16 protein-coding genes and 3 pseudogenes are annotated in these 21,982 nt (G+C 72.8%); 7 read left to right on the top strand and 12 right to left on the bottom strand.

The window, feature by feature from the left end:
- Positions 1-205: 205 nt before the first annotated feature.
- From ACIDOF_RS21975 to ACIDOF_RS21935, 9 genes and pseudogenes are all read right to left on the bottom strand, one after another.
- Positions 206-694 (bottom strand): annotated as a pseudogene (locus ACIDOF_RS21975) (ATP-binding cassette domain-containing protein); the annotation flags it as partial.
- Between the two features lie 63 nt (positions 695-757).
- The gene (locus ACIDOF_RS21970; RefSeq protein WP_409007698.1) at positions 758-3,490 is read right to left on the bottom strand and encodes a discoidin domain-containing protein; all 2,733 of its coding nucleotides are present in this window, start codon (positions 3,488-3,490) and stop codon (positions 758-760) included.
- A gap of 230 nt (positions 3,491-3,720) precedes the next feature.
- On the bottom strand, positions 3,721-4,782 hold the full coding sequence (locus tag ACIDOF_RS21965) for an LLM class flavin-dependent oxidoreductase (protein ID WP_409007697.1): 1,062 nt from the start codon (positions 4,780-4,782) through the stop codon (positions 3,721-3,723).
- A pseudogene (locus ACIDOF_RS21960) lies at positions 4,779-5,750 on the bottom strand (ABC transporter substrate-binding protein). Before ACIDOF_RS21960 ends, ACIDOF_RS21965 begins: the two are co-directional and overlap by 4 nt.
- A gap of 70 nt (positions 5,751-5,820) precedes the next feature.
- On the bottom strand, positions 5,821-6,594 hold the full coding sequence (locus ACIDOF_RS21955) for an amino acid ABC transporter ATP-binding protein (RefSeq protein ID WP_409007696.1): 774 nt from the start codon (positions 6,592-6,594) through the stop codon (positions 5,821-5,823).
- The gene (locus ACIDOF_RS21950) at positions 6,591-7,553 is read right to left on the bottom strand and encodes an amino acid ABC transporter permease (protein ID WP_409007695.1); all 963 of its coding nucleotides are present in this window, start codon (positions 7,551-7,553) and stop codon (positions 6,591-6,593) included. Before ACIDOF_RS21950 ends, ACIDOF_RS21955 begins: the two co-directional genes overlap by 4 nt.
- The gene (locus ACIDOF_RS21945) at positions 7,550-8,500 is read right to left on the bottom strand and encodes an ABC transporter substrate-binding protein (RefSeq protein WP_409007707.1); all 951 of its coding nucleotides are present in this window, start codon (positions 8,498-8,500) and stop codon (positions 7,550-7,552) included. The genes ACIDOF_RS21950 and ACIDOF_RS21945 overlap by 4 nt, the downstream gene beginning before the upstream one ends.
- 60 nt (positions 8,501-8,560) lie before the next feature.
- Positions 8,561-9,044, bottom strand: a pseudogene (locus tag ACIDOF_RS21940) (GNAT family N-acetyltransferase); the annotation flags it as partial.
- Entirely contained in the window at positions 9,041-10,183 is a 1,143-nt protein-coding gene (locus tag ACIDOF_RS21935) for an LLM class flavin-dependent oxidoreductase (protein ID WP_409007694.1), read from the bottom strand. The gene ACIDOF_RS21935 and the pseudogene ACIDOF_RS21940, both read right to left, overlap by 4 nt.
- A gap of 451 nt (positions 10,184-10,634) precedes the next feature.
- Here ACIDOF_RS21935 and ACIDOF_RS21930 point away from each other — a divergent pair, with 451 nt between their 5' ends.
- Positions 10,635-11,651 carry an amino acid ABC transporter permease gene (locus tag ACIDOF_RS21930; RefSeq protein WP_409007693.1) on the top strand — a complete coding sequence of 339 codons (1,017 nt, stop codon included), beginning with the start codon at positions 10,635-10,637 and terminating at the stop codon, positions 11,649-11,651.
- On the top strand, positions 11,648-13,636 hold the full coding sequence (locus ACIDOF_RS21925) for an FAD/NAD(P)-binding protein (RefSeq protein ID WP_409007692.1): 1,989 nt from the start codon (positions 11,648-11,650) through the stop codon (positions 13,634-13,636). The genes ACIDOF_RS21930 and ACIDOF_RS21925 overlap by 4 nt, the downstream gene beginning before the upstream one ends.
- Before the next feature lie 272 nt (positions 13,637-13,908).
- Here the strand turns inward: ACIDOF_RS21925 and ACIDOF_RS21920 are convergent, their stop codons facing one another.
- The gene (locus ACIDOF_RS21920) at positions 13,909-15,477 is read right to left on the bottom strand and encodes a class I adenylate-forming enzyme family protein (protein WP_409007691.1); all 1,569 of its coding nucleotides are present in this window, start codon (positions 15,475-15,477) and stop codon (positions 13,909-13,911) included.
- Between the two features lie 238 nt (positions 15,478-15,715).
- On the opposite strand from ACIDOF_RS21920, the gene ACIDOF_RS21915 reads away from it, so the two are divergent.
- Positions 15,716-16,885: a DUF4436 family protein gene (locus ACIDOF_RS21915; protein WP_409007690.1), complete on the top strand. Its 1,170-nt coding sequence runs from the start codon at positions 15,716-15,718 to the stop codon at positions 16,883-16,885.
- Here the strand turns inward: ACIDOF_RS21915 and ACIDOF_RS21910 are convergent.
- Together ACIDOF_RS21910 and ACIDOF_RS21905 are read right to left on the bottom strand one after the other, a co-directional pair.
- Entirely contained in the window at positions 16,803-17,357 is a 555-nt protein-coding gene (locus ACIDOF_RS21910) for a hypothetical protein (RefSeq protein WP_409007688.1), read from the bottom strand. The two genes, ACIDOF_RS21915 and ACIDOF_RS21910, sit on opposite strands and share 83 nt — an antisense overlap.
- Positions 17,358-17,505: 148 nt before the next feature.
- Positions 17,506-18,156, bottom strand: coding sequence for a hypothetical protein (locus ACIDOF_RS21905; RefSeq protein ID WP_409007687.1), 651 nt, complete (start codon positions 18,154-18,156; stop codon positions 17,506-17,508).
- A gap of 163 nt (positions 18,157-18,319) precedes the next feature.
- Between ACIDOF_RS21905 and ACIDOF_RS21900 the strand changes: the two genes are divergently transcribed.
- The 4 genes from ACIDOF_RS21900 to ACIDOF_RS21885 all read left to right on the top strand — a co-directional run bounded on the left by ACIDOF_RS21900 (position 18,320) and on the right by ACIDOF_RS21885 (position 21,953).
- Positions 18,320-19,609 (top strand): hypothetical protein, encoded by a 1,290-nt coding sequence (locus tag ACIDOF_RS21900; RefSeq protein WP_409007686.1) that lies wholly within the window; start codon positions 18,320-18,322, stop codon positions 19,607-19,609.
- 59 nt (positions 19,610-19,668) lie between these two features.
- Positions 19,669-19,884 (top strand): hypothetical protein, encoded by a 216-nt coding sequence (locus ACIDOF_RS21895; protein WP_409007685.1) that lies wholly within the window; start codon positions 19,669-19,671, stop codon positions 19,882-19,884.
- A 123-nt stretch (positions 19,885-20,007) separates the two neighbouring features.
- The gene (locus ACIDOF_RS21890) at positions 20,008-20,712 is read left to right on the top strand and encodes a ribonuclease H (RefSeq protein WP_409007684.1); all 705 of its coding nucleotides are present in this window, start codon (positions 20,008-20,010) and stop codon (positions 20,710-20,712) included.
- 188 nt (positions 20,713-20,900) lie between these two features.
- Positions 20,901-21,953: a chitinase gene (locus ACIDOF_RS21885; protein WP_409007683.1), complete on the top strand. Its 1,053-nt coding sequence runs from the start codon at positions 20,901-20,903 to the stop codon at positions 21,951-21,953.
- The last annotated feature ends 29 nt before the right edge of the window (positions 21,954-21,982 follow it).

Genomic DNA, 21,982 nt, shown 5'->3' with positions numbered 1-21,982 from the left:
CCCATGGCCCCCGCTTCCGGCCAGGACCCCAAGCAGCCCGGCACGCGCCGCGTCCGTTGCCAGGGGCGGGCGCGCTCAACTGCCAGCCACAATGCGGGTGTTGTTCTGCCGTCGGCCCGGCGCCATCCGTGCCGCCGCAGCCCCCGAGCGCCAGGCCTGCCGGAGGTCGGCCGAGCCCGCGCTTGGGGGCGAGGGGCGGCTCCCCCTACCCGCGGGCCGCTCTGCGGCGTTCCGCCTCTGCCGGGTCCAGTACCGGTACCGCCGCCAGCAGTGCCTTCGTATAGGGGGCGCGTGGGTTGTCGTAGACCTCGTTCGGGGGGCCGGATTCCACGATGGTGCCGTGGTGCATCACCGCCACCCGGTCGCTGGCCTGGCGGACCACCGCGAGGTCGTGGGCGATCAGGACGAGGGACAGGCCCAGGTCGCGGCGCAACTCGCCGAGCAGGTCGAGGACTTGGGCCTGGGTCGTGACGTCGAGCGCCGACACCGGCTCGTCGCAGACGATCAGCCTCGGCTCCGGCGCGAGTGCGCGGGCGATGCCGACGCGCTGGCGCTGGCCGCCGCTGAACTCGTGCGGGTAGCGGTGGTACCAGCGCGGGTCGAGCCCCACCCGCTCCAACAGGTCCCCGGCGCGCCGCCGGATCTCCCGGTCGGTGAGCCGGCCCGCCGCGCGCAGTGGATCGGCGATCGACTCGCACCGGCACACCATCGCCGAACCCCTCGCCTCTCCCTGCTCTCTTCAGTGTCGCCCCCGGTGTCACTCCACCCGCAACTCGCCGATCCCGGGGCGCTGTTCGTCCCCGGCGGCGCCCCGCACGGTCACGCGCACATGGCGTGCGAGGACGCTCTCCGTCAGTTCACCCGACTCGGGGTCGACGGTGACCTCCCGCCAGCGCAGCCCGTCGAGGGAGGTCTCCACGCGGTACGACTCGGGCCGCGGCTTCGTCCAGGTGAGGCCGACACGCCGGACGGCGGTCACCCCGTTGAGCGCGACACGCAGGCTGCCCTCGCGCGCCTCGGGCACCCACGCGGTCGCGGTGCTGCCGTCGACGGCGGCCTCCGCGTACCGCCCCGGCTCCGGTGTGCTCGCCTCGACCGGACGGCAGCGGGCCCGGTTCGGCGTCGGTTCGAGGTCGGGTCGGCGGGTCTCCAGGACGGCGGGCGCGCCCCGGCTCACGGTCCGGCGTCCCTGCGGCCCGGCCACGTCGAACGGCTCGCCCGCGACCAGCCGCACCACACTGGACCGCGGGCCCACCTCGACGTCGAAGACCCGCCCCTGCCAGCGCACGCCCCGCACCTGCACGCCGCCCTTCAACTGCGGCGGCAGCATCGGGTCGAGCCGCACATGGTCCCCGCGCCACCGCAGCCCGGTCAGCCCGTTGGTGAACACCTGCAGGAACCCGCCCTTCCCGGTGAGGAAGTCCTGCGCGGGCGAACCGGCGAGCGGGTCCGACGCACCCGCCTTGTCGCCCCGCGCTTCGGAGAACTGCGCGAACGGGCCCCGCACGAACGGCTGGATCGAACGCAGCAGATACGTGTACGTCGAGCAGCCCGGCTCACCCGTCGCCGCCGAGCCGATCGCGTGCACCGAGTCGGTCATCGCGGGCCCGTCCGGGTCGGTGCGCTCCGCGTAGTGGTCCAGGGTGTTCCGGGCCGCCTCCGCCGACATGGGCCACTCCAGCGGGTACTGGAGCAGCACCGTGTCCGCCTGCTTGATCGTCGAGCCCTTGTAGCCGTCGTACTGGAGGAACACCTTCTTCTCCGCGTCGTACGGCACCCGCAGCCGGTCGGCGACCGCGTTCCAGCGGGCCGGGGCCTCGGCGCCGACCAGGGCGGCCGCGCGGGTCGCGTTGCGCAGGGCCGTCGCGGCGCCCGCGTTGGTGAACGCGCCGTCGGACACGCCGTTGCTGTACTCGTCCGGGCCCGCCACGTCGTGCACCGAGTAACTGCCGTCCGCGTTGCGGTCGGCCCGGTCCGCCCAGAACTCGGCGATGCCCTTCAGGACCGGCCAGCCGCGCTCACGCAGCCAGGTGCGGTCGCCGGTGGCCTGGTAGTACTGCCAGACGGCGAGCGCGATGTCGCCCTGGAGGTGGTTCTGGGTGCGGCAGTGCGGCGGGTCCCAGCTGTGGCACTCCTTCCACAGGTCGCCCCTGGCCCCGCTGGTCCACGCGTAGAACAGCCCGGAGTGGCCGAGCTTGCGGGCGTTCGCGCGGGCGGCGGTGCGGGTGCGGAAGCGGTAGTCCACGACGGAGCGGGCGAGTTCGGGGTCGAAGGCGAGGAGGCTGGGGAACATCCACGTCTCGGCGTCCCAGAAGACGAGCCCCGCGTAGTTGTCGCTGGTGAGCCCGGTCGGAGCGACGCTGTCGGACGCGCCGGCGCGCAGGTTGGACAGCAGCCCGTAGCGGGCGGAGCGCGCCCAGGCCTGGAGGTCGGGGCGGCCCGGGATCTCGACGTCGCCGCGCCACAGCCGCCGCCAGGTGTCCCGGTGCTCGGTGAGGATCGCGCCCCACCCGCGCTCCGCGGCACGGCGCGAGGCCCGCACCGCCGACGCGCCGGGGCCCGGCGAGGTGAGCTCGGTGTCCACGCCCACGTACTTCGTCACGTCGTAGCTGCGGCCCGCGCGGACCGGGAACCCGACGGTCCGACGAGCCGTCAGGCCGTCGGCCGCACGCGGCGCCGACGTGTCCCGGACCCGGACGTCCCGCCCGGTGCGCAGCGTGGACGCCACGGTCCCGTCGACGCCCGTGCCCGTGGTGCGGAACGACACGCCGACGGTGCCGTCCTCGTCGTGGACGCCGGTGCCGCTCATCCGCCGGGCGCCGCGGCCGTCCAGGACGTCGGTGACGGTGGCGTCGCCGCTCCAGTGCGGGGTGATGCGCAGCCGTACGGCGCCGGCGTGCGGGTCGTTGCGGTCGGCGAGCACGTCGTACACCAGGTCCGTGCTGCGGCCGTCGGCGGTCGTCCAGGTGAGCGAGGTGCGGACCAGGCCGCAGGCGAGGAACTGGGTCTGCCGGTAGCGGCTGACGCGCGTACCGGGCGTGCCCGGGCCGAAGGTCTCCTCGCCCGAACCGACCGTCAGGCCCGACCAGTTGGGGAGCGCCGCCACGGCCTGCAGGCCCTTCGCCGTCCCCGGGTCGTTCGCGTACAGGCCGGAGACGAACGAGCCGTCGTAGCGCGGGGTGAACAGCGGCCAGCCGGTCTTGGCGTCGGAGTCGGCGTAGCCGCTGCCGAGCGGCGGCACGCGCTGGCCCAGGTAGCCGTTGCCGACGAACGCGTGGTGCAGCTCGTCCGGGTCGACGCGGGTGGACGTGAGCGCCCAGCCGTCGGAGGTGCGGGGGTGGCCTTCGGCGGGACAGCTGTCGGCGGGCGGGCCGTGCGGGGGGAGCGCCTGGGGCGCCGGGGCGGCGGGCGCGGCCGACGCCACCGGCGGGACGGCCCCGGCAAGCAGCGCGCTGAGGGCGCAGGCCAGCAGGCGCGAGGAGTACTTCATCGTCACTCCGTGCTCTGTGCGGTGCGGTTGAGTGCGGCGGGTGATGCGTGATGCGTGATGCGGGTCGTGCGGTGATGCGGGTGAGGCGACCGTAGAGAGATGAACGGAACGCGTCAACCACTCCGTCAAAACGTTCACTTGTTGAAGAGTTGCACCGCGATTCCCGCCTCGCCCGCACCGCACGGTGAGCAGAGCCCTCACCTAGTGAAAGCGACGCCGGTGGAACCGGCTCACGTCTCCCACAGTCGCGTCGGCGCCGCCCGCCGCACCGCGGGGGCGATCTCCTCGGCGAACCACTGGAGTTGCTCCCGCTGTTCGGCGGTGCTCAGGCCGAAGCCGTCGACGGTGACGGACTGCAGGTCGTGGCCGTACACCTCGTGGTAGCCGAGGATCTTGTCGATGATCTGCTGCGGACTGCCGATCAGCTGCGGGCCGTCCGCGATCGCCTCCTCGATCGTGCGGAACGGCGTGTTGTACCCCGCCCGCCCCGCAAGCTGCGGCTTGAAGTTCTGCCGCACCCGCGCCTCGTACAGCTCCTTGTACCGCCGCACCGCGTCCCGCTCGCTCTGCGCGATCAGCAACCCGCCCGAGCCCGCCGCCACGTGCGCGTCCGCCGGGTCGTGCCCGTACGCCTCGAACCGTTCGCGGTAGTGCCGCACGAGCCGCGCGTACGCCTCGCGGGGCTGGACCGCGTTGGCGGTGAACAGCGGGTCGCCGTGCCGCGCCGCCAGTTCGGGGGAGTTGAGGCTGGTCGCCGAGCCGTGCCAGACCCGTGGCGGGCCCGCGTACGGGCGCGGCACCGTCGTCACGTTCTTCAGCGGCGGACGGAACTCACCCGCCCAGTCGACGCCCTCCTCCCGCCACAGCCGGCGCAGGAGCTCGTACTTCTCCGCCTGGTACTCCCACTGCCGGGACTCGTCGAGCCCGAACAGGTCGAAGTGCCCGGCCTCCGCGCCCTTGCCGATCACCAACTCGACGCGGCCGTGGGAGAGTTGGTCGAGCGTCGCGTACTCCTCGGCGACCCGCACGGGGTCCAGGATCGCGACGACCGTCACCCCGGTGAGCAGCCGGATGCGGGACGTACGGGCCGCGAGCGCGCCGAGCAGCACCGCGGGGCTCGACGACAGGAACGGGCCCGCGTGCCGCTCGCCGACCGCGTACGCGTCGAATCCGAACTCCTCGGCGGTCACGCCGATGTCGACGACCTGCGCCAACCGCTCGGCGGCGGAGGGGAGTTCACCGGTCAGCGGGTGCGGGGCGTGGTGGATGATGGACAGGACCTGGAACCTCATGATGTCTTCGGCAGCCCTTCCGGGTTGAGTTCGGAGCGGCGCACGGCCTCGCCGGTCAGCTCCCAGCGCTTCAGCACCCGGCCGTACTCGCCGTGCTCGATCACGTGCTGCAGCGCCGCCCGCAACGCCTTGACCAGGCCGTTGTCCTTCTTCGTGGTCGCCGCGATCTTCCCCTGCAGCCCTTCGCCCGCCCCCGAGAACGTGCCGACGACCTCGGTCTGCCCGCTCGTGGCGGAGTGGTACGAGGCGACCGGGTTGGGCCCGAGATACGCGTCGATGCGGCCCGAGCCGAGCGCCAGGTAGTAGTCGCTGCTGTTCTGGAAGTACTTGATGCGGGTGGCCTCGCGGCCCGCCTTCACGTTCTGTCTGCTCCAGTCGACGAGCAGCTTCTCCTGGTTGGTGCCGGACGAGACGCCGACGGTGCGGCCCGCAACGTCCGCCGGGCCCCGCACCTTCCAGCCCTTGCCCTTCTTCGCCTCGAACGCGATCGTGTCCAGCCGGTACGTCGCGAAGTCGTACTTCTCCTTGCGCTCCTCCGTCACCGTGATGTTGGAGAAGCCCGCGTCGTACTTGCCGCTGTCCAGGCCGACGAACATGTTCGCCCAGTCCACCGAGTGCTGACGCACCTTCAACCCGAGGACGTCCGCGACCAGTTGGGCGATGTCGGTCTCGACACCGATCACGGTCTTGTCGTCGGTCGCGTAGAACGTCAACGGCGGTGTGGAACCGGCCGAGTTGACGACGTCGAGGGTGCCGCGGTCGCGGATGCGGCGCGGGACCAGGTCGGCGATCTTCTGCACCTTCTGTGCCCGGACGCGGTTCTGCTCCGGTTAGAGGTTGATGCCGCGGCCCTTCACCGCGGAGCCCTTGCGGGTTCCGTCCGGCTCGTCCGCGCCGGCCGCGCCGCAGCCGGTGGTCAGGGCGAGCGCGGCGGTTACGGCCAGGGACAGGGCGGTACGGCGGTTCACGGGAGGGCTCCTTCGGGGGAGGGCGGTAGGGGTAGTGCGGTCGGTACGGGATGCGCGGGCGGTTCAGGGCTCACAGGACCTTGGCCAGGAAGGCGCGGGTGCGGTCCTGGCGCGGGTGGTCGAGGACCTGCTCGGGCGGTCCCTGCTCGACGATCACGCCGTCGTCCATGAACACCACGGTGTCGGCGATCTCCCGGGCGAAGCCGATCTCGTGCGTGACCACGATCATCGTGACCCCGGCCCGCGCCACGTCCTTGATGACGTCGAGGACCTCGCCGACCAGCTCCGGGTCGAGCGCCGACGTCGGCTCGTCGAACAGCAGCACCCGCGGGTCCAGCGCGAGAGCGCGGGCGATCGCCACCCGCTGCTGCTGCCCGCCGGACAACTGCCGCGGATACGCGTCCGCCTTGTCGGCAAGCCCGACCCGCTCCAGCAACTCCCTTGCCCGTACGGCCACTTCGGCACGCGGGCGGCCGAGCGCGGACACCGGCGCCTCGGTGATGTTGTCCAGGACCGTCAGATGCGGGAACAGGTTGAAGTTCTGGAACACGAACCCGATCCGCGTGCGCTGCCGCAGGATCTCCCGCTCCTTCAGCTCGTACAGCTTCGCGCCGCGCCGCCGGTAGCCGACGAGCTCGCCCTCGACGCTGACCGAGCCGCGGTCCAGCTTCTCCAGGTGGTTGATGCTGCGCAGGAGCGTCGACTTCCCGGAGCCGGACGGCCCGATCACGACGGTCACCTCGCCGGCCCGCACCTGCAGGTCGACGCCGCGCAGCACCTCGTTGCCGCCGAAGCTCTTGTGGACGCCGCGCACGTCCACGGTCACGGCACCGCTGCTGCTCATCGCTTCTCCTTGAGGGGGTACGGGAAGGGCTGCTCGAGGTTCTGCAGGAAGGAGCGGGCGCGCTGCAGGGGCGTGGGCGGGGGAGTGCGGTCGGCGCCGCGCGCGAAGTGCCGCTCCACGTAGAACTGGGCGACGGACAGCAGCGTGGACAGCACCACGTACCAGGCCGTGGCGACCATCAGGAGCGGGACGACCCGGCCGTTGCGGCCGTAGATCACCTGCACCTGGTAGAACAGCTCACCGATCGCCATCACCGACACGATCGACGTGCCCTTGAACAGCGACACGATCTCGTTCGCGGCGTTCGGCAGCACGGACCGCATCGCCTGCGGCAGCACGATCCGCCGCACCTGCCGCCACCTCGGCACCCCGAGCGCGGCCGCCGCCTCCAGCTGGCCCGGGTCGACCGACAGGAACCCGCCGCGCACGATCTCCGCCGCGTACGCCGCCTGATGCAGCGCGAGCCCGATCACCGCGGCGGACATCGCACCCACCAGGTCCATGGTGCCGAAGCTCCACAGCACCGGCCCGAACGGGACGCCGACCCCCAACTCCTCGTACAGATAAGCCAGGTTGAACCAGAACAGCAACTGCACGATCAGCGGGATCGAGCGGAACGCCCACACGTACGCCCACGCCACCGACGCGAGCAGCGGGCTGCGGGACAGCCGCATCAACGCGATCACCAGACCGAGCGCGAAGCCCAACACGGTGCCGTACACGGTGAGTTGCACGGTCACCCACACCGCCCGCAGCACACTGTCCGCGGCCAGATGCGCGAAGAAGACGTCCCACTCCCACGCCGGATTGGTGAGCAGCCCGTGCGTGAACTGCGCGAGCAGCACCAGGACGACGGCACCGGCGACGAGCCGCCACGGATGCCGCGCGGGAACCACCCTCAGCTCACCTTCGGGAGCGGGAGTTTCGGGCCGTACGAGGGCGGGGCTCGGGGCGCTCACGGCTGCTTCGCCTTGATCTCGGGCGGACTGATCCGGGACTCGTGCAGGGCCGACTTCTGCGTCCCCCACTTCTTCAGGATCTTGTCGTACGTGCCGTCCTCGATCAGTTTGTTCACCGCCGCCTGCAACGGCTTCGCCAGCGGCGAGCCCTTCTTGAGCGCGAAGCCCACGTCGAGCCGGGCGAACTCGCCGAGGAACTTCACCCCGGCCGCGGGCTGCGCCGCCTGGTAACGGAGGCCGTTGATCGTCGACATGATCACGTCGATACGGCGCTGCTGCAGACTCGTCAGGGCCGCGCCGTTGTCCGCGAACACCTTCACGTCGTACGGCGCGCGGCCCTTCTTGGCGCACACGCCCTTCTGCTCCTCCAACGTCGTCTCGAACGTGGTGCCCGCGCCGACGCCGACGGCCTTCCCGCACAGCTGGTCCAGGCTCGTGATCTTCTTCAGGTCCTGCTCGTCCTTGCGGACGGAGAAGCCCTGCCCGTCGTTGATATACGTGACGAAGTCGATGGTGCGCAGGCGCTCCTCCGTGACGCCGAAGTTGCCGGTGCCCACGTCGAACTTGCCGCTCTCCAGGGCGGGCAGGATCGCCTCGAAGCTCGCTTCCTGGCGCTCCAGCTTCACGCCCAGGACCCGCCCCACCGCGTCCGCGATGTCGATGTCCTGACCTGCGGGTTCATTGCTGTCCGTGGACGGCCGGAAGGCGCTCGGCGGGGTGCCGATGGAGCTGGCCAGGCGGAGCGTGCCGCGCTCGCGCACCTCGGCGGTCAGCAGCTTCGCGATCTCCGGGTCCTTGGTGAGCCCCTTCGTCACGTCCGCGGACGGCGCCGGGGACGCCGCGCCGGCGGGCTGTCCGGCGGCGGGGTCGCCGCTGCCGCAGCCGGTCAGGGCGAGCAGGGGCAGGGCCAGGGACGTGATCGCGGCGGCGGCCGTTCTTCTGCGCATGGTGTTCAGGCCTCGATGGGGTGGTGTCGGTTCGGGTTCAAGTAGGTCTTGCTCAGGTGCTTTCTCGAACGGCAGCGGGCCGATGGACTCCGGGTCGGCGGCCGTGTCGAAGAGGGGGGGTGTAGCCGGTGGCCAGGTACAGGGCACGCGCCTCCGGCTGGCGCGGACCGGTGGTGAGGTGGATCCGCCGGTAGCCGCGCTGCCCGGCCTCCCGCTCCAGCTCGGCGAGCACCCGCCGGGCAAGGCCGCGTCTGCGGTGCGCCGAATGGGTCCAGATCCTCTTCAACTCGGCGGTGCGGAACGACTCGTGGCGCCGGAACGCCCCGCCCGCCACCGGCTCGCCCGCCTCCAGGAGCAGCAGCAGTACCCCGCCCGGGGCGGCGAACTCGGCGGCCGGATAGCGCAGCAGCTCGGCGTGCGCGTCCTTGCCGTACCGCCGGGAGTACTCGTCGCCGAGCTCCCGCAGCAGCGGCCGGGCCAGCGGATCGTCGGCGGCGACCCGCACCACCGTCAGCGGTGCGGGCCCCGCGTGCGGCGAGGTCATCCGGCGGCCGCCGCCGAGAGCCCCGGGGCGAGGGTCTGCGGGCCGCGCTCCGCCCGCTCCTTGTCCCGCTTGGCGACCTCCTCGCGGACGATCGGGATGACGTGCCGCCCGAAGTCGATCGCGTCCCCGAGCAGGTCGTAGCCGCGCGCCGAGAGGATGTCCACGCCCAGGTCGTAGTAGTCGAGCAGCGCCTGCGCGACCGTCTCCGGGGTGCCGACCAGGGCGTTGGAGTTGCCCGCGCCCCCGGTCGCGGCGGCGGTCGGCGTCCACAGGGCACGGTCGTACCGCTCGCCCTGCTCGGCGATCGCGATCAGCCGCTGCGAGCCGGTGTTCTGCGGGTTGTCACCGCGGTGGTGCCGTACGAGGCCCTGCTCCCGGCGCTCCCGGATCGCGCCGACCGTGCGGTGCGCCTTCTCCCACGCCAGCTCCTCCGTGGGCGCGATGATCGGCCGGAACGCCACCTGGATGCGCGGCACGTCCGTGCGGCCCGCGGCCTGCGCCGCCGCCTTCACCGCCTCGATCTGCTGCGCGGTCTCGGCGAGCGGCTCGCCCCACAGGCAGAACACGTCCGCCTCGGCCCCGCCCGCCGCGTACGCCGCCGCCGACGAACCCCCGAACGACACACCGGGGCGCGGGAGTCGGGTGGGGAAGACGTCGCTCACGAAGTCCTTGAAGCGGTAGTGCTCGCCCTCGTGGTCGAAGGGCTCGCGGCGCGTCCACACCTGCTTGACGATGTCGATGTACTCGCGGGTGCGCGCGTACCGCTCGTCCTTGGTGAGCGTGTCGCCCTCGCGCTGCTGCTCGTGGTCGCTGCCGCCGGTGATGAAGTGCACGGTCAGCCGGCCGTCGCTGATCTGGTCGAGGGTGGCGAAGCTGCGCGCCGCGTACGTCGGGTACGAGACGTTCGGCCGGTGCGCCAGCAGGATCTGCAGCTTCTCCACCTTGGCGGCGAGGTAGGCCGCGGCCGGCGTCGGGATCGGCGAGCCGGAGCTGTACGCGAACAGCACCCGGTCCCAGCCGTGGTCCTCGTGGGCGCGGGCGAGCCGCAGCGTGTACTCCTTGTCGAAGGCGGCACCGGAGCGCGCGCCGGTCTCTGAGCCGTCGTTGGTCGCGGCGATACCGAGGAACTCCACAGGCATGACAGGGCCTTTCATGGGCGTACGAGAAGGAAGCCGTACGGGAGGAGGGCGTACGGGAACAGCGGTACGGGGGTGATGACGCCGCGCCGGGCGCGGGCGGAGGGAGAGAGCCGGGACGGGGCCCGGAAGGAGAGAGGGAGTCCTGCTCAGGCGTTACACGCCGCCGACCACACTCGACCGAAGTCGATGTGGTCGCGGGTGACCAGGGCCGGTGTTGCGGACATGGCGACAGTTGAGCACCGCGCTCTCGGCACCGTCAACCGTCCGAGGGCCGCCGACCGGTGGCCGCCACACGTTGTTCATACGGCCGCAGCACCAGGTCCCTAGCCTGGAACACGGAACCTGCGGCGGGCCCGACCCCCGTTCGTTCCGGCCGTGTTGAGGGACGCGGCGGGTGATGACGGCACACGCGCGGAGCGTGCCCTCCCGTCCGTCTGAACCCGGAGCCCGCATGGCCACCCTGCACCGCACACCCGCCACCACCCCCGAGGTGGCCGTCGCACACGAGACCGCGCCCCGCACCGTCGCCCGCCGCCGTCCCGGCCAATGGCTCGCCGCGGCGCTCGCGCTGCTCCTCTTCGTGATGATCGCGAACTCCGTGGTCCGCAATCCGCGCTTCCAGTGGGGCGTCGTCGGCGACTACTTCACGACCCCCGCCGTGCTCGACGGGCTGTTCCTCACCCTCTGGCTGACCGCCGCAGTCATGGTCCTCGGCTTCCTCGCCGGAACCCTTCTCGCCGTGATGCGCCTCTCCGCCAACCCCGTGCTGCGGACGCTCAGTTGGGGCTACATCTGGATCTTCCGCTCCACCCCGCTGCTCGTACAACTCCTCTTCTGGTTCAACATCGGCGCGCTCTACCCGACGCTCGGCCTCGGCATCCCCTTCGGCCCCGAGTTCGTCACCGTGAAGACCGTCAACGTCTTCGGGGCCGCCGCGACCGCCCTCATCGGCCTCACCCTGCACGAGGCGGCGTACGCGGCCGAGGTGGTGCGCGGCGGCATCCTGTCCGTCGACGCGGGCCAGACCGAGGCCGCCCAGGCGCTCGGCCTCGGCCGCGCCCGGCTCCTGCGCCGCATCGTCGTCCCGCAGGCGATGCGCTCCATCGTGCCCACGGCCGGCAACATGCTGATCGGCACCCTGAAGGGCACCAGCATCGTGTCGATCCTCGCGGTCCAGGACCTGCTGTACTCCGTGCAGTTGGTCTACAACCGCACCTACCAGGTGATCCCGCTCCTCCTGGTCGCCACCCTCTGGTACATCGCCGTCACCACGGTCCTCACCGTCGCCCAGTTCTACGTCGAACGGCACTACGCGCGCGGCGCCGAACGCGTCCTGCCGCCGACCCCGCTGCAACGCCTGCGCGCCCGCGCCGCATCCGTACGGGACCGGCTCCGCGCGGCCACCGCCCCCGACGCGGAACCGCACGTCCCCCGGAAGACGGCCGACTCGGGGGAGGACCGCCGATGAGCACGGCACAGACACCGGCACAGACACCGGCGCAGCCACCGGCACGGACGCGGCGGCCCGCGGTCCTGGGGGTGGTCGGCGCGGGCCCCCGCGCCCTCGGCCTCCTCGAACGCATCGCCGCCAACGCCCCCGAACTCCTCGCCCCCACAAGGGAGTTGCACATCCACCTCGTGGACCCGCACCCGCCGGGCGCGGGCCGGGTCTGGCGGCACGAGCAGTCGCCGCTGCTCCGCATGAACTCCATGGCCGAGGACGTCACCGTCTTCACCGACTCCACGTCGACCCTCGAAGGCCCCGTACGCCCCGGCCCGACGCTCGCCGCATGGGCCGCCGACCCGCACCGGCACCCACCCGTACGCCCCGTCCAGGACCCGGCCGTACGCGCCGAGCTGGCCGCGCTCCGGCCCACGGACTTCCCGACCCGCCGCGCCCAAGGCGCCTACCTGGACTGGGCGTTCCACCGCGCCCTCACCGAACTCCCGCCCCACATCGAGGTGTTCGTCCACCGCACCACCGCGACCCGCCTCACCGGACCCGCCGACGGCCCCCAACTCCTCCACCTCGCCGACCGGCCCGAGCCCGTCGAGGCGGACCTCGTGGTCCTGGCCCAGGGCCACCTGTCGTCGAGCCCCGACCCCGCACAAAGCGCCCTCGCCGCCTTCGCCGACCGCCACCAACTCCGGTACATACCACCGGAGTTCTCCGCCGACGCCGACCTCTCCGCCATCCCGCCCGGCGAACCCGTCCTGCTGCGCGGCTTCGGCCTCGCCGCCGTCGACCTGACGGTGCTCCTCACCGAGGGCCGCGGCGGCACGTACGCCACCGGGCCCGGCGGGCGGCTCACGTACCGGCCCTCCGGCCGCGAACCCATCCTGTACGTCGGGTCGCGGCGCGGCGTGCCGTACCGCGCCAAACCCGGCTACCGGCTCCGCGCCGCACGCGCCCCGCTGCCCCGCCACTTCGGCCCCGACCGGATCGCCGCCCTCGCCGAGGAGTCCCGCCGCCACGGCCGCCTGCTCGACCTGCGGCGCGACGTGTGGCCGCTGATCGCCAAGGAGGTCGGCTTCGGCCACTACCACGAGCTGTTCCACGCCCACCCCGAGCGCACCACGGTCCCCTGGCCGCGCTTCCTCGCCGCGTACGACCGACTCGGCTGGTACGACGAGGAGTTGGCCAAACTCGTCGCCGAGGCCGTGCCCGACCCGGAGGACCGCCTCGACCTCGACGCACTCGACCGGCCCCTCGCCGGGCACACCGCACCCGACCACGCCACCTTCCAGGACGAGCTGCGCCGGCGCATCGAGGCCGACATCGCCCGCCGCGAGAACCCGGCCCACAGCGCCGACCTCGGCGCGTTCCACGCCCTGCTCTCCGTCTACGGGCAGCTGCCCGCGCTCGCCGCGACCGGACGGCTCACCCCCGACTCGGTGGCCCGCCAACTCGACGGCTGGTGGACCGGGTTCTTCAGCTACTACGCCTCCGGACCGCCCGCCTTCCGGCTCCGCGAACTCCTCGCCCTGTCCCGGGCCGGGGTCGTGCGGTTCGTGGGCGCCGACCTGGACGTGGCGGCCGACGAAGCCGAGGGGGTGTTCCGGGCCCGCTCGTCGACCGTGCCCGGGCACGCGGTCACGGCCACCACACTGATCGAGGCGTACCTGCCCCGGCCCACGGTGTCCCGCACGGCCGACCCGCTGCTCGCGGCGCTGCGGCGCGACGGGCAGGCCGTGGAGGAACGCCGGAGGGGCGGCGGGCAGGACCTGACGACCGGCCGCCTCAGCGCGTCCCCGGCCGACGGCCACCTCCTCACGCCGTCCGACGGCGACGGCACACAGGCCCCGCACCCCCGCCGCATCGCCCTCGGCGCGCCGACGACCAGCCGAGCGATAGCCGCCTTCGCCCGCCCCCACACGGACGCCCCGGTCTTCCGCCAGAACGATGCGACGGCACGGGCGGTGTTGAGGTTCGCGTCACGGGGTTCGACCTGACGTGCGGGTGGCCGGTGCGGAGTCTTCTTCCCCACCCCGCCCCTTCCCGAAAGCCCTCGCCGGGCGGGCCTCCTCAAACGCCGGAGGGGCTGGTTCTTTCAGGGGCGCGGGGAACTGCGCGACCAGCCACGACGGCGCCGCAGGCTATCGGGAAGGGGCGGGGAGGGGACGGAGATGGAGCCCGTCCGGCGCTTGAGGACGCGAGCCCGCAGGGCGATGCAGCGGGGGCCGGGAGGGGCGGAGTCCCGGGGTGAGGGCCGAGGGGGCGGCCCTCAGGACAACCCCCGCAGCGCCTTCCGGTCCAGCTTCCCCACACTCGTCAACGGCAACTGCCCCACCACCCGAACCTCCCTCGGGTACTTGTGCGCCGACAGCCGCGCCCGCGCGTACGCGATCAGCTCTTCCTCCGACACCGCCCCCGCCGCACCCGCGGCCCCGCCCCGCAGGGTCACGTACGCGACGACCTCCTCGCCGAGCCGCGGGTGCGGGCGGCCGACGACGCCCGCCGACGTCACCTCGGGATGCGTGACGAGGACGTCCTCCACGTCGCGCGGGTACACGTTGAACCCGCCCCGCAGGATCAGATCCTTCTTGCGGTCCACCACGTACAGGAACCCGTCCTCGTCGAACCGCCCGACGTCCCCCGTGTGCAGCCACCCCTCGCGCACCGTGTCCCCGGTCAGTTCGGGCGCGCGCCAGTATCCGACGGTCACCCCCACCGAGCGCACACAGATCTCGCCGTCCGCGCCGACCGGCACGGCCCGCCCCTGCTCGTCGCGGATCTCGACGGCGTACCCGGGCAGCGCGCGGCCGACCGAGCCGGGGCGGACCTCGCCGGGTCGGGTGGTGGCGATGACCGAGCCGGACTCCGTGCAGCCGTACCCCTCCAGGATCCGGCTGCTGGGCACCCGCCGCTCCCACTCGGCCCGCACCTCGTGCGGCAGCGGCGCGGCCCCGCTCGCGACCTGGCGCAGCTCGCCCAGGTCGGCCTCCTCCAGGGGCTGGGCCAGCAGCATCTGGATCATGCTGGGCACGAGCGTCGTCCGGTGCACCCGGTGCTTCTGCGCCAGGTCCAGCCACTCCGCCGGGTCGAACCACCGTTGCAGCACGGCGAGTTGGGGTTCGAGCGCGTGCCAGCCGACCAGCGTCACGATCAGCCCGTACGCGTGCGACAACGGCAGCGGGATCAACGTACGGTTCAGGCCCTCCACCTCCCCGGACTCCTGTCCGGCGCTGTGCGTGGCCAGCGAGCAGGCGTGCAGGTTGCCGTGACTGAGCATCACGCCCTTGGCGCGGCCGGTCGTCCCGCCGGTGTAGAGCAGCGCCGCGAGATCGTCCGCCCCGCGCGCCACGGGCACCCCCGAGGCCGCGTCCTCGACCTCCGCGTACGAGCTGACCCGCAGGTGCGCGGGCAGTTCCGGCGTCTCGGCGGGCGCGTCGTCGACGACCACCACGTGCCGCAGGTCCGGCGCACCGGGCGCGGCGGCGGCGACGGTCGGCAGCAGCTCCGGGCTGGTCACGAGGACCCGCGCCCCGGAGTCGACCAGGATGTGCCGCAGCTCGTCGGGCGCGACCAGGAACATCACCGGCGTCACCACCCCGCCGGCCCGCCACACCGCGTTGTACGTGACCGTCACCTCGGGGCAGTTGGCGGTGAGCACCACCACCCGGTCACCGGGCCGGACACCGAGGGCGCCCAGTCCGGTCGCGACGCGTGCGGCGCGCTCGTGCAGCCGGCCGGAGCGGTGGACGCGCCCGCCGTACACCAGCGACTCGTGGTCGCCGAGCCGTTCGCGGGCGCTCTCGGCGAGGAGGGCGAGGTTCGGGGAGCGATCGAGCATCGGGGCACCTGCCTTCTGCGGCAACCGACGGGTCCGTGCACGGTTCGGGTCTCGCATGCGGGCGCGTACGGGACAACGGCTGGGGTCTCGCGTCGACGTGCTCACCGCATGCTGGCCGAACTCGCCGGGACAGTCGAGAGGGTGCGCGGACATCCTTCCCGCACGGACTCCCGTACCGCACCCTCCACCTGGGTGCTCCCGTGCGGCGCACGACCGTCGGAGCGCCGAGGATCGTGCCATGTCACCGCCCGCCGGACGGCGCCCCGCACGCGGCGTGCGCGCCCTGCTGCCCGCCGCCGCGCGGACCGGGCGCCGCACGCCCGGGCTGCCCTGGCGCGGCGCCCTCGTCGGCCTCGTCGTGCTGCTCGTCCTGTTCGGCACCGGGGTCGCCCTCTACGCCGACGAGCGCTCCGTACGCGAGCGCCCCGTGCACGTCGGCGCGGCCGGGAAGGCCGACCGGCTCGACGTCGAGGTGACCGTGCAGCGCACCGGCCCCGACGACCGGCGGATGACGCTGCAGCTGTACGCCGTTCCGCGCGGCAAGTACGCCGGGCCCGTCGGGAACGCCGGCACGGACATGACGCTCTACCTCAACGACCCCGACGTCGACGAGCTCACCTTCGACAAGGACAGCCCGGTCTGGCGCAAGGAGTTCCGCGTCGCCCTGTCCGAGGGCACCCCGTCCGACTACCCCTTCGACCGCTACCGCACGCGGCTCGTCCTCACCGCGACCACCACCGGCACGGACGCCGTCCCGATCGCCCTCACCTACCGCGACCAGGACCCGAACTTCGCGATCGTGCCCCACTCCGCGCGGTACGTGGACGACGTCGCTCTGATCGACGGCACCGTCAAGCGGTCCCGCAGCACGTTCATCATGGCCTGGTTCATGATCACCGCGATGTGGGCGATCGCCCTGGCGGTGGCCGTCGCCTGCTGGCTCGTCGTGGGCCAGCGCCGCGGCCTAGTCTGGCCCGCGCTCGGCTGGATGGCGGCGAGCCTGTTCGCCCTGGTCGGCCTGCGCAACGCGGCCCCGGGCTCCCCGCCCAACGGCTGCCTGCTCGACTACGGGGCGTTCTACTGGGCCGAGGCGCTGATCGCCCTCAGCCTGACGCGGCTCGTGTTCCACGGCATCCACATCGAGCACCGCACGGGCGGCCCCGTGGACCCCCTCCTGGCCACCAACGGCAACGGCGACCGGAAGGGCAACGGCAGCGGCGGCTCCGGCGCCCGCCTCGTACGACTGCGCCGCCGCGGCACCCCGGCGGGAAGCAGGGTGCGCGGCGGCGCGGTTCGTACGGCGGACCGGTCCGCGGAGGCCCCGGTCAGCGGGCCCGGTGCAGGGTCACCAGGTCGGTGCCGCCGGGGCGGGCGAGGACGGAGGGCAGACGCGGGTCCTCACTGGTGACGATCCAGCACTCCTGGCTCGCCTCGTCCGACCACGGCACCCGGCGCCGCCAGGTCCGCGCGGCCACGACCCGCGGCTCCTTGCCGACCTGCTCGTCCGCCTCGGCCGCACCCGGGAGCAGCTCGACGGGCAGCCCCGACGCGACCTTCACCGCCGGCCTGCGGACCGCCGTGACGGGGCGCCACGGGCCGGACTTGAGGACCCGGCCGACGACCAGCAGCCACTGCAGCTTGCGCGCCGGGCGGATCAGCAGGAAGGCCGTGATCATCGACAGGAACGCCGCGAGCCCGGTGACGACCTGGCTGCCGTCCCGGTCCGGGCCGACCATCGCCGTGACCAGCAGACCGACCCATATGACGGCCCTGACCAGGAAGTTGACGAGCGTCAAGCGCTTCGCCCGGGACCACGCCTCGCGCGTGGCCGGGTCGTCGTACGCGTACTTCGTCATCGGCAGGGGGACCTGCGTCTTCACGCACTGCTCCTTCTCGTTCTGCGGTGATCCGGTCCGGGGACCGGGTGGGGGGAATCGGCGGGGGGACTCCTGGGAAACGTGGGGGATTCCTGGGAGATCGGGGGCCGGCGCACTCGGTGGCACGGGCGGGCCTGCCGGAGCCGGCGGGTCAGCCGCGCAGGCCCGCGCCCAGGGACGCGAGGCCCGCCCGCTTCGCGCGGGCCATCCGCTCCCTGTCACGGGCGATCGCCCGGTACTCCTCGACGGGCGTGCGGCGGCCGCGCTCCAGGGTCATCAGCTCCCGCCCGCCCGGTTCGGCGATGACCCCGCCGAGCTCCGGGTCGCCCGCGAACCACGCGCCCTGCTCCATCACGCCCGTCCAGCGTTTGCGCTGCAGCGGGTTGATCGCCCGCATCGCCCGCGACCACTCCCCGCCGGGCTCCGTCCGCAGCTGCACGGGCAGCGCCATCACGTCCTTGACGCCGGGGCAGGGGCGTACGGCCGCGCGGTACTCCCACGGGTACTCGCGCAGCACCCGGCGGATCCGCCGCAGCCGCAGCACGGGGCCGAGCGAGTACAGCGCCGCCGCGAACACGAACGGCGCCGCCACCAGGCAGACGAACCCGGCGACCCGCATCCACATCGGCGGAGACCCGTGCCGGTCGCCCAGCAGACCCATCACCGTCAGGGTGGCGAGCAGCAGCAGGACGACCAGGGGCAGCACCGCCCCCGCCCGCAGCCGCGCCCGCTGCCAGTTGCGACGCGTCGCGGCATGGTCGAAGGCGCACGCGTCCGGCGGGACCTGCACGGCGGATGGCATCGGTTGGGCTCGCTCCTGCGGCTCGCTCCTGCGTCGGGTGCTGCGAGTCTAGGACACGTGTCCGGGGCCACTTCGACGGCCGTACGCGGCTTCACGTCAACCCGGTGCGCATAAGATGCGTGCTTTGTTCGTTGTCGTCGGAATACCGCCAGGAGAGTTCCCTGTGACCGTAGCGATCGCCCCCGCCACCTCGGACTCCGCGCCCCTCGACCCGCAGCAGAGCCCGGCCGACGTGCCGGAGCAGGCCGCGGCCGAGAGTACGGAGCAGCCGCCGGTCGCCGCCACGGACGCGGACCTGATCGCGGGCGCGGAGTGGACCCCGGCGGAGACGGATGCGGAGACGGACGCGGAGACGGCCGAGGGAGGACACGGGGAGCCGGACGCCGCCGCAGACGAGAAGGGGCACGGGGAGCCGGACGCCGCCGCAGACGAGGAAGTCTCCGACAGCGGCTCCGCCGTCGACGAGCGCATCGCCCGCGACGCCCACGAGTTCGGTGTGTACGCCCGTACCGGCGGCTGGGCGTTCGCGCTCAAGGTGGCGCGGAGCGTGCGGCCCGGCGGGCAGTCGTCCGCGGAGACGCCGAAGGTGTCCGCGAAGCGCTTCGGGGAGCTGGCCGGCTGCTCGCCCGAGCGCGTGATGCGCTTCTACAAGGCGTGGGACGCGGCGGCCGACGACGGTCTCGTCCCGCAGTTCGAGGCCCTCGAACCGGGAGCGGAGGTCGAACTCCCGGACGCGGACGTCTGGCTCTCCTACTACGTCTCCCGCAACAGCGCGACCTCCGCGCGCGGCACCGCCATCACCGCCGCCGCCGAGGCCGAGGGCATCCGCCCGACCAAGGCCCTGGAGGTCGCCGAGAACCCGACCGCACTGCGCGCCGCGATCCTCGCCGACCCCTCCACCGCCCAGGCCGCCCGCGCCGCGCTGCTCGACCGGATCAAGGAGGACCCGGCGCTGCAGACCGAGCTGGCCCGTGACATCGCGCGCACCGACGTCCTGAAGAAGGCCGTCGCGCAGGAGGCGAAGGCCGCCGACCGGATCGGGTTCGTCCGACAGATCGCCGAGCAGGGCGAGCTGAAGACGCCGGCCGGCCAGAAGGTCGAGGCCCCCGCCGAGCTGCGCCAGGAGGCCGAGCGGCACCTGTCCCTGCTCGACGAGCTGGACGACGACGAAGAGGTCGGCGAGTGGACGACGGAGGCGTACGACACCGTCAAGGACCTCGCCGCGCAGGCCGTCGAGGAGGCCGTCGAGCGCGACCCCGAACTGCGCGTGCAGGAACGGCGGACGAAGTTCTACAGCAGCCTGGAGAAGGCCACGAAGGTGTTCGAGGAGCTCACCTTCGACGACGCCGACGACATCTACGAGGACGACATGGTGCAGCGCCTCGAAGAGCTCCAGCGGTCCATCGGCGCGTGCATCGAGGCCCTGCGGAAGGCGAGCGACGGCCGGCACTGACCGCGGCGGCGCGCACGGCCGGCGCGGGGACTGTCAGTGGTACGGGGCACACTGATCACATGTCGTCCTCCCCGCGCCGGGCCTGCCCGGAGTGTGCCCGTGAAATCGCCGTCGTGGCGGGCCGGTTGTCCCGCCACGACCCGCCCGCAGGTGTGGGCGGGCAGTCCCTGGTGTCCTGCCCCGGCTCGAAACGCCGCGTAGCCCTGGACTCGGGCCAGCGCACCCTCGACGGATACGCGGTCCCGGACTTCCCGGGCCAGCTGCCGCTGTTCTGATCCGTACGCATCGGCTCGTCCGTGGCGTACGCATCCGCTCGTACGGGACCGGCGCATCCGCTCGTACAGGACGGGCGCATCCGCTCGTACGGGACGGGCGCGTCCGGCGCGTACGATCGTGGGATGTCTGAACGCATGATCGCGGCCTGTGACGGCGCCGCGAAGATCAATCCCGGCCCGGCCGCGTGGGCGTGGGTGCTCGCCGATCCGGCGGGCGCCCCGCAGCGCTGGGAGGCCGGGCCGCTCGGCCACAACACCAACAACGTGGCCGAACTGACCGCGCTGGCCGAGCTGTTGGAGTCCACCGACCCGGCGGTGCCGCTGGAGATCCGGATGGACTCGCAGTACGCGATGAACGCGGTCACCAAGTGGATCGCCGGCTGGAAGCGCAACGGCTGGCAGACCGCGTCGAAGAAGCCCGTCGCCAACAAGGACCTGGTCGTCCGCATCGACGCGCTGCTCGACGGCCGCGACGTGAAGTTCGTGCACGTGCTCGCCCACCAGGTCGACGGCGACCCGCTGAACGCCATCGCCGACGCCGCCGCCAGCACCGCCGCCACCGAGCAGCAGGCCGCCGGTACCTCGCACGGCGCGGCCGGCTTCCCCGAGCCGAGCCCGCAGACCGAGGACAAGCCGCGCGCCGCGCGCCCCCGCAAGAAGGCCGCGGGCGGCCGGGCTCCGCGCACCGGCGGCGGCGCGGTCATCAAGGCCAAGTTCCCGGGGCGGTGCAGCCACTGCCAGTCGCGGTACGACGTGGGCGAGAAGATCACGAAGATCGCCCGGGGCTGGGGCCACGAGGCATGCCGGGAGGCCGAGCCGGCGAGCTGAGCGCCGGACGAGACGAGCGACGGGCGAGACGGACGACGGGCCCGCGCGGCACAGACCTCGCGGGCCCACGGCGCAAAGGTCTGGACCAAACGGCTCCGTCCGGCTACCTTTTCCGTGCCCCCACAGAAGCGCGATCTCAACTCGCCTGCGCCGCCCACCCGTTGACGGCGGCCGGAACGGAGCACGGCATGCTCGTCCGAACAGTGCGACTGCTCGCCGCGGCCCTCGCCCTCGTGGCCGCCGCCCAACTCCCCGCCGCCGCCGCGCCGTCCGCGCCGCAGGACGAGGTGTGCGCGGTGAAGCCCAAACCGAGCGGCAAGGTGCTGCAGGGCTACTGGGAGAACTGGGACGGCGCCGCCAACGGTGTGCACCCGCCCTTCGGCTGGACGCCCATCGACGACCCGCGCATCCCGCAGCACGGCTACAACGTCCTCAACGCCGCGTTCCCCGTGATCCGTTCGGACGGCACCGTGCTGTGGGAGGACGGCATGGACTCCACGGTGAAGGTCGCCACCCCCGCCGAGATGTGCGCGGCGAAGGCCTCCGGCGCCACGATCCTGATGTCCATCGGCGGCGCCGCCGCGGGCATCGACCTCAACTCGACCAGCGTCGCCGACCGCTTCGTCGAGACCATCGTGCCGATCCTCAAGAAGTACAACTTCGACGGCATCGACATCGACATCGAGACCGGCCTCACCGGCAGCGGCAACATCGACCGACTCTCCACCTCCCAGGCCAACCTGATCCGCATCATCGACGGCGTCCTGGACCGCATGCCCCCGGAGTTCGGCCTCACCATGGCCCCCGAGACCGCGTACGTCACCGGCGGCAGCGTCACATACGGCTCGATCTGGGGCGCGTACCTGCCGATCGTGAAGAAGTACGCCGACAACGGCCGGCTGTGGTGGCTCAACATGCAGTACTACAACGGCAGCATGTACGGCTGCTCCGGCGACTCCTACTCCGCCGGCACCGTCGAGGGCTTCGTCGCCCAGACCGACTGCCTCGACAAGGGCCTCGTCGTCCAGGGCACCACCATCCGCGTCCCGTACGACAAGCAGGCCCCGGGCCTCCCCGCCCAACCCGGCTCGGGCGGCGGCCACATGACGCCCGCTCAGGTAGCCCAGGCGTGGAACCACTACGACGGCGCCCTCAAGGGCCTGATGACCTGGTCCCTCAACTGGGACGGCTCGAAGAACTGGACGTTCGGCGACAACGTGAAGACCCTCCAGGGCCGCTGACACACGCCGCGTCAACGGCCCCGGAGCCG

It is taken from the genome of Streptomyces sp. Da 82-17 (assembly GCF_046098215.1).
Taxonomy (GTDB): Bacteria; Actinomycetota; Actinomycetes; order Streptomycetales; family Streptomycetaceae; genus Streptomyces.
Note: the sequence above shows the minus strand (reverse complement) of the source record. Positions and strands in the feature narration are given on the sequence as shown.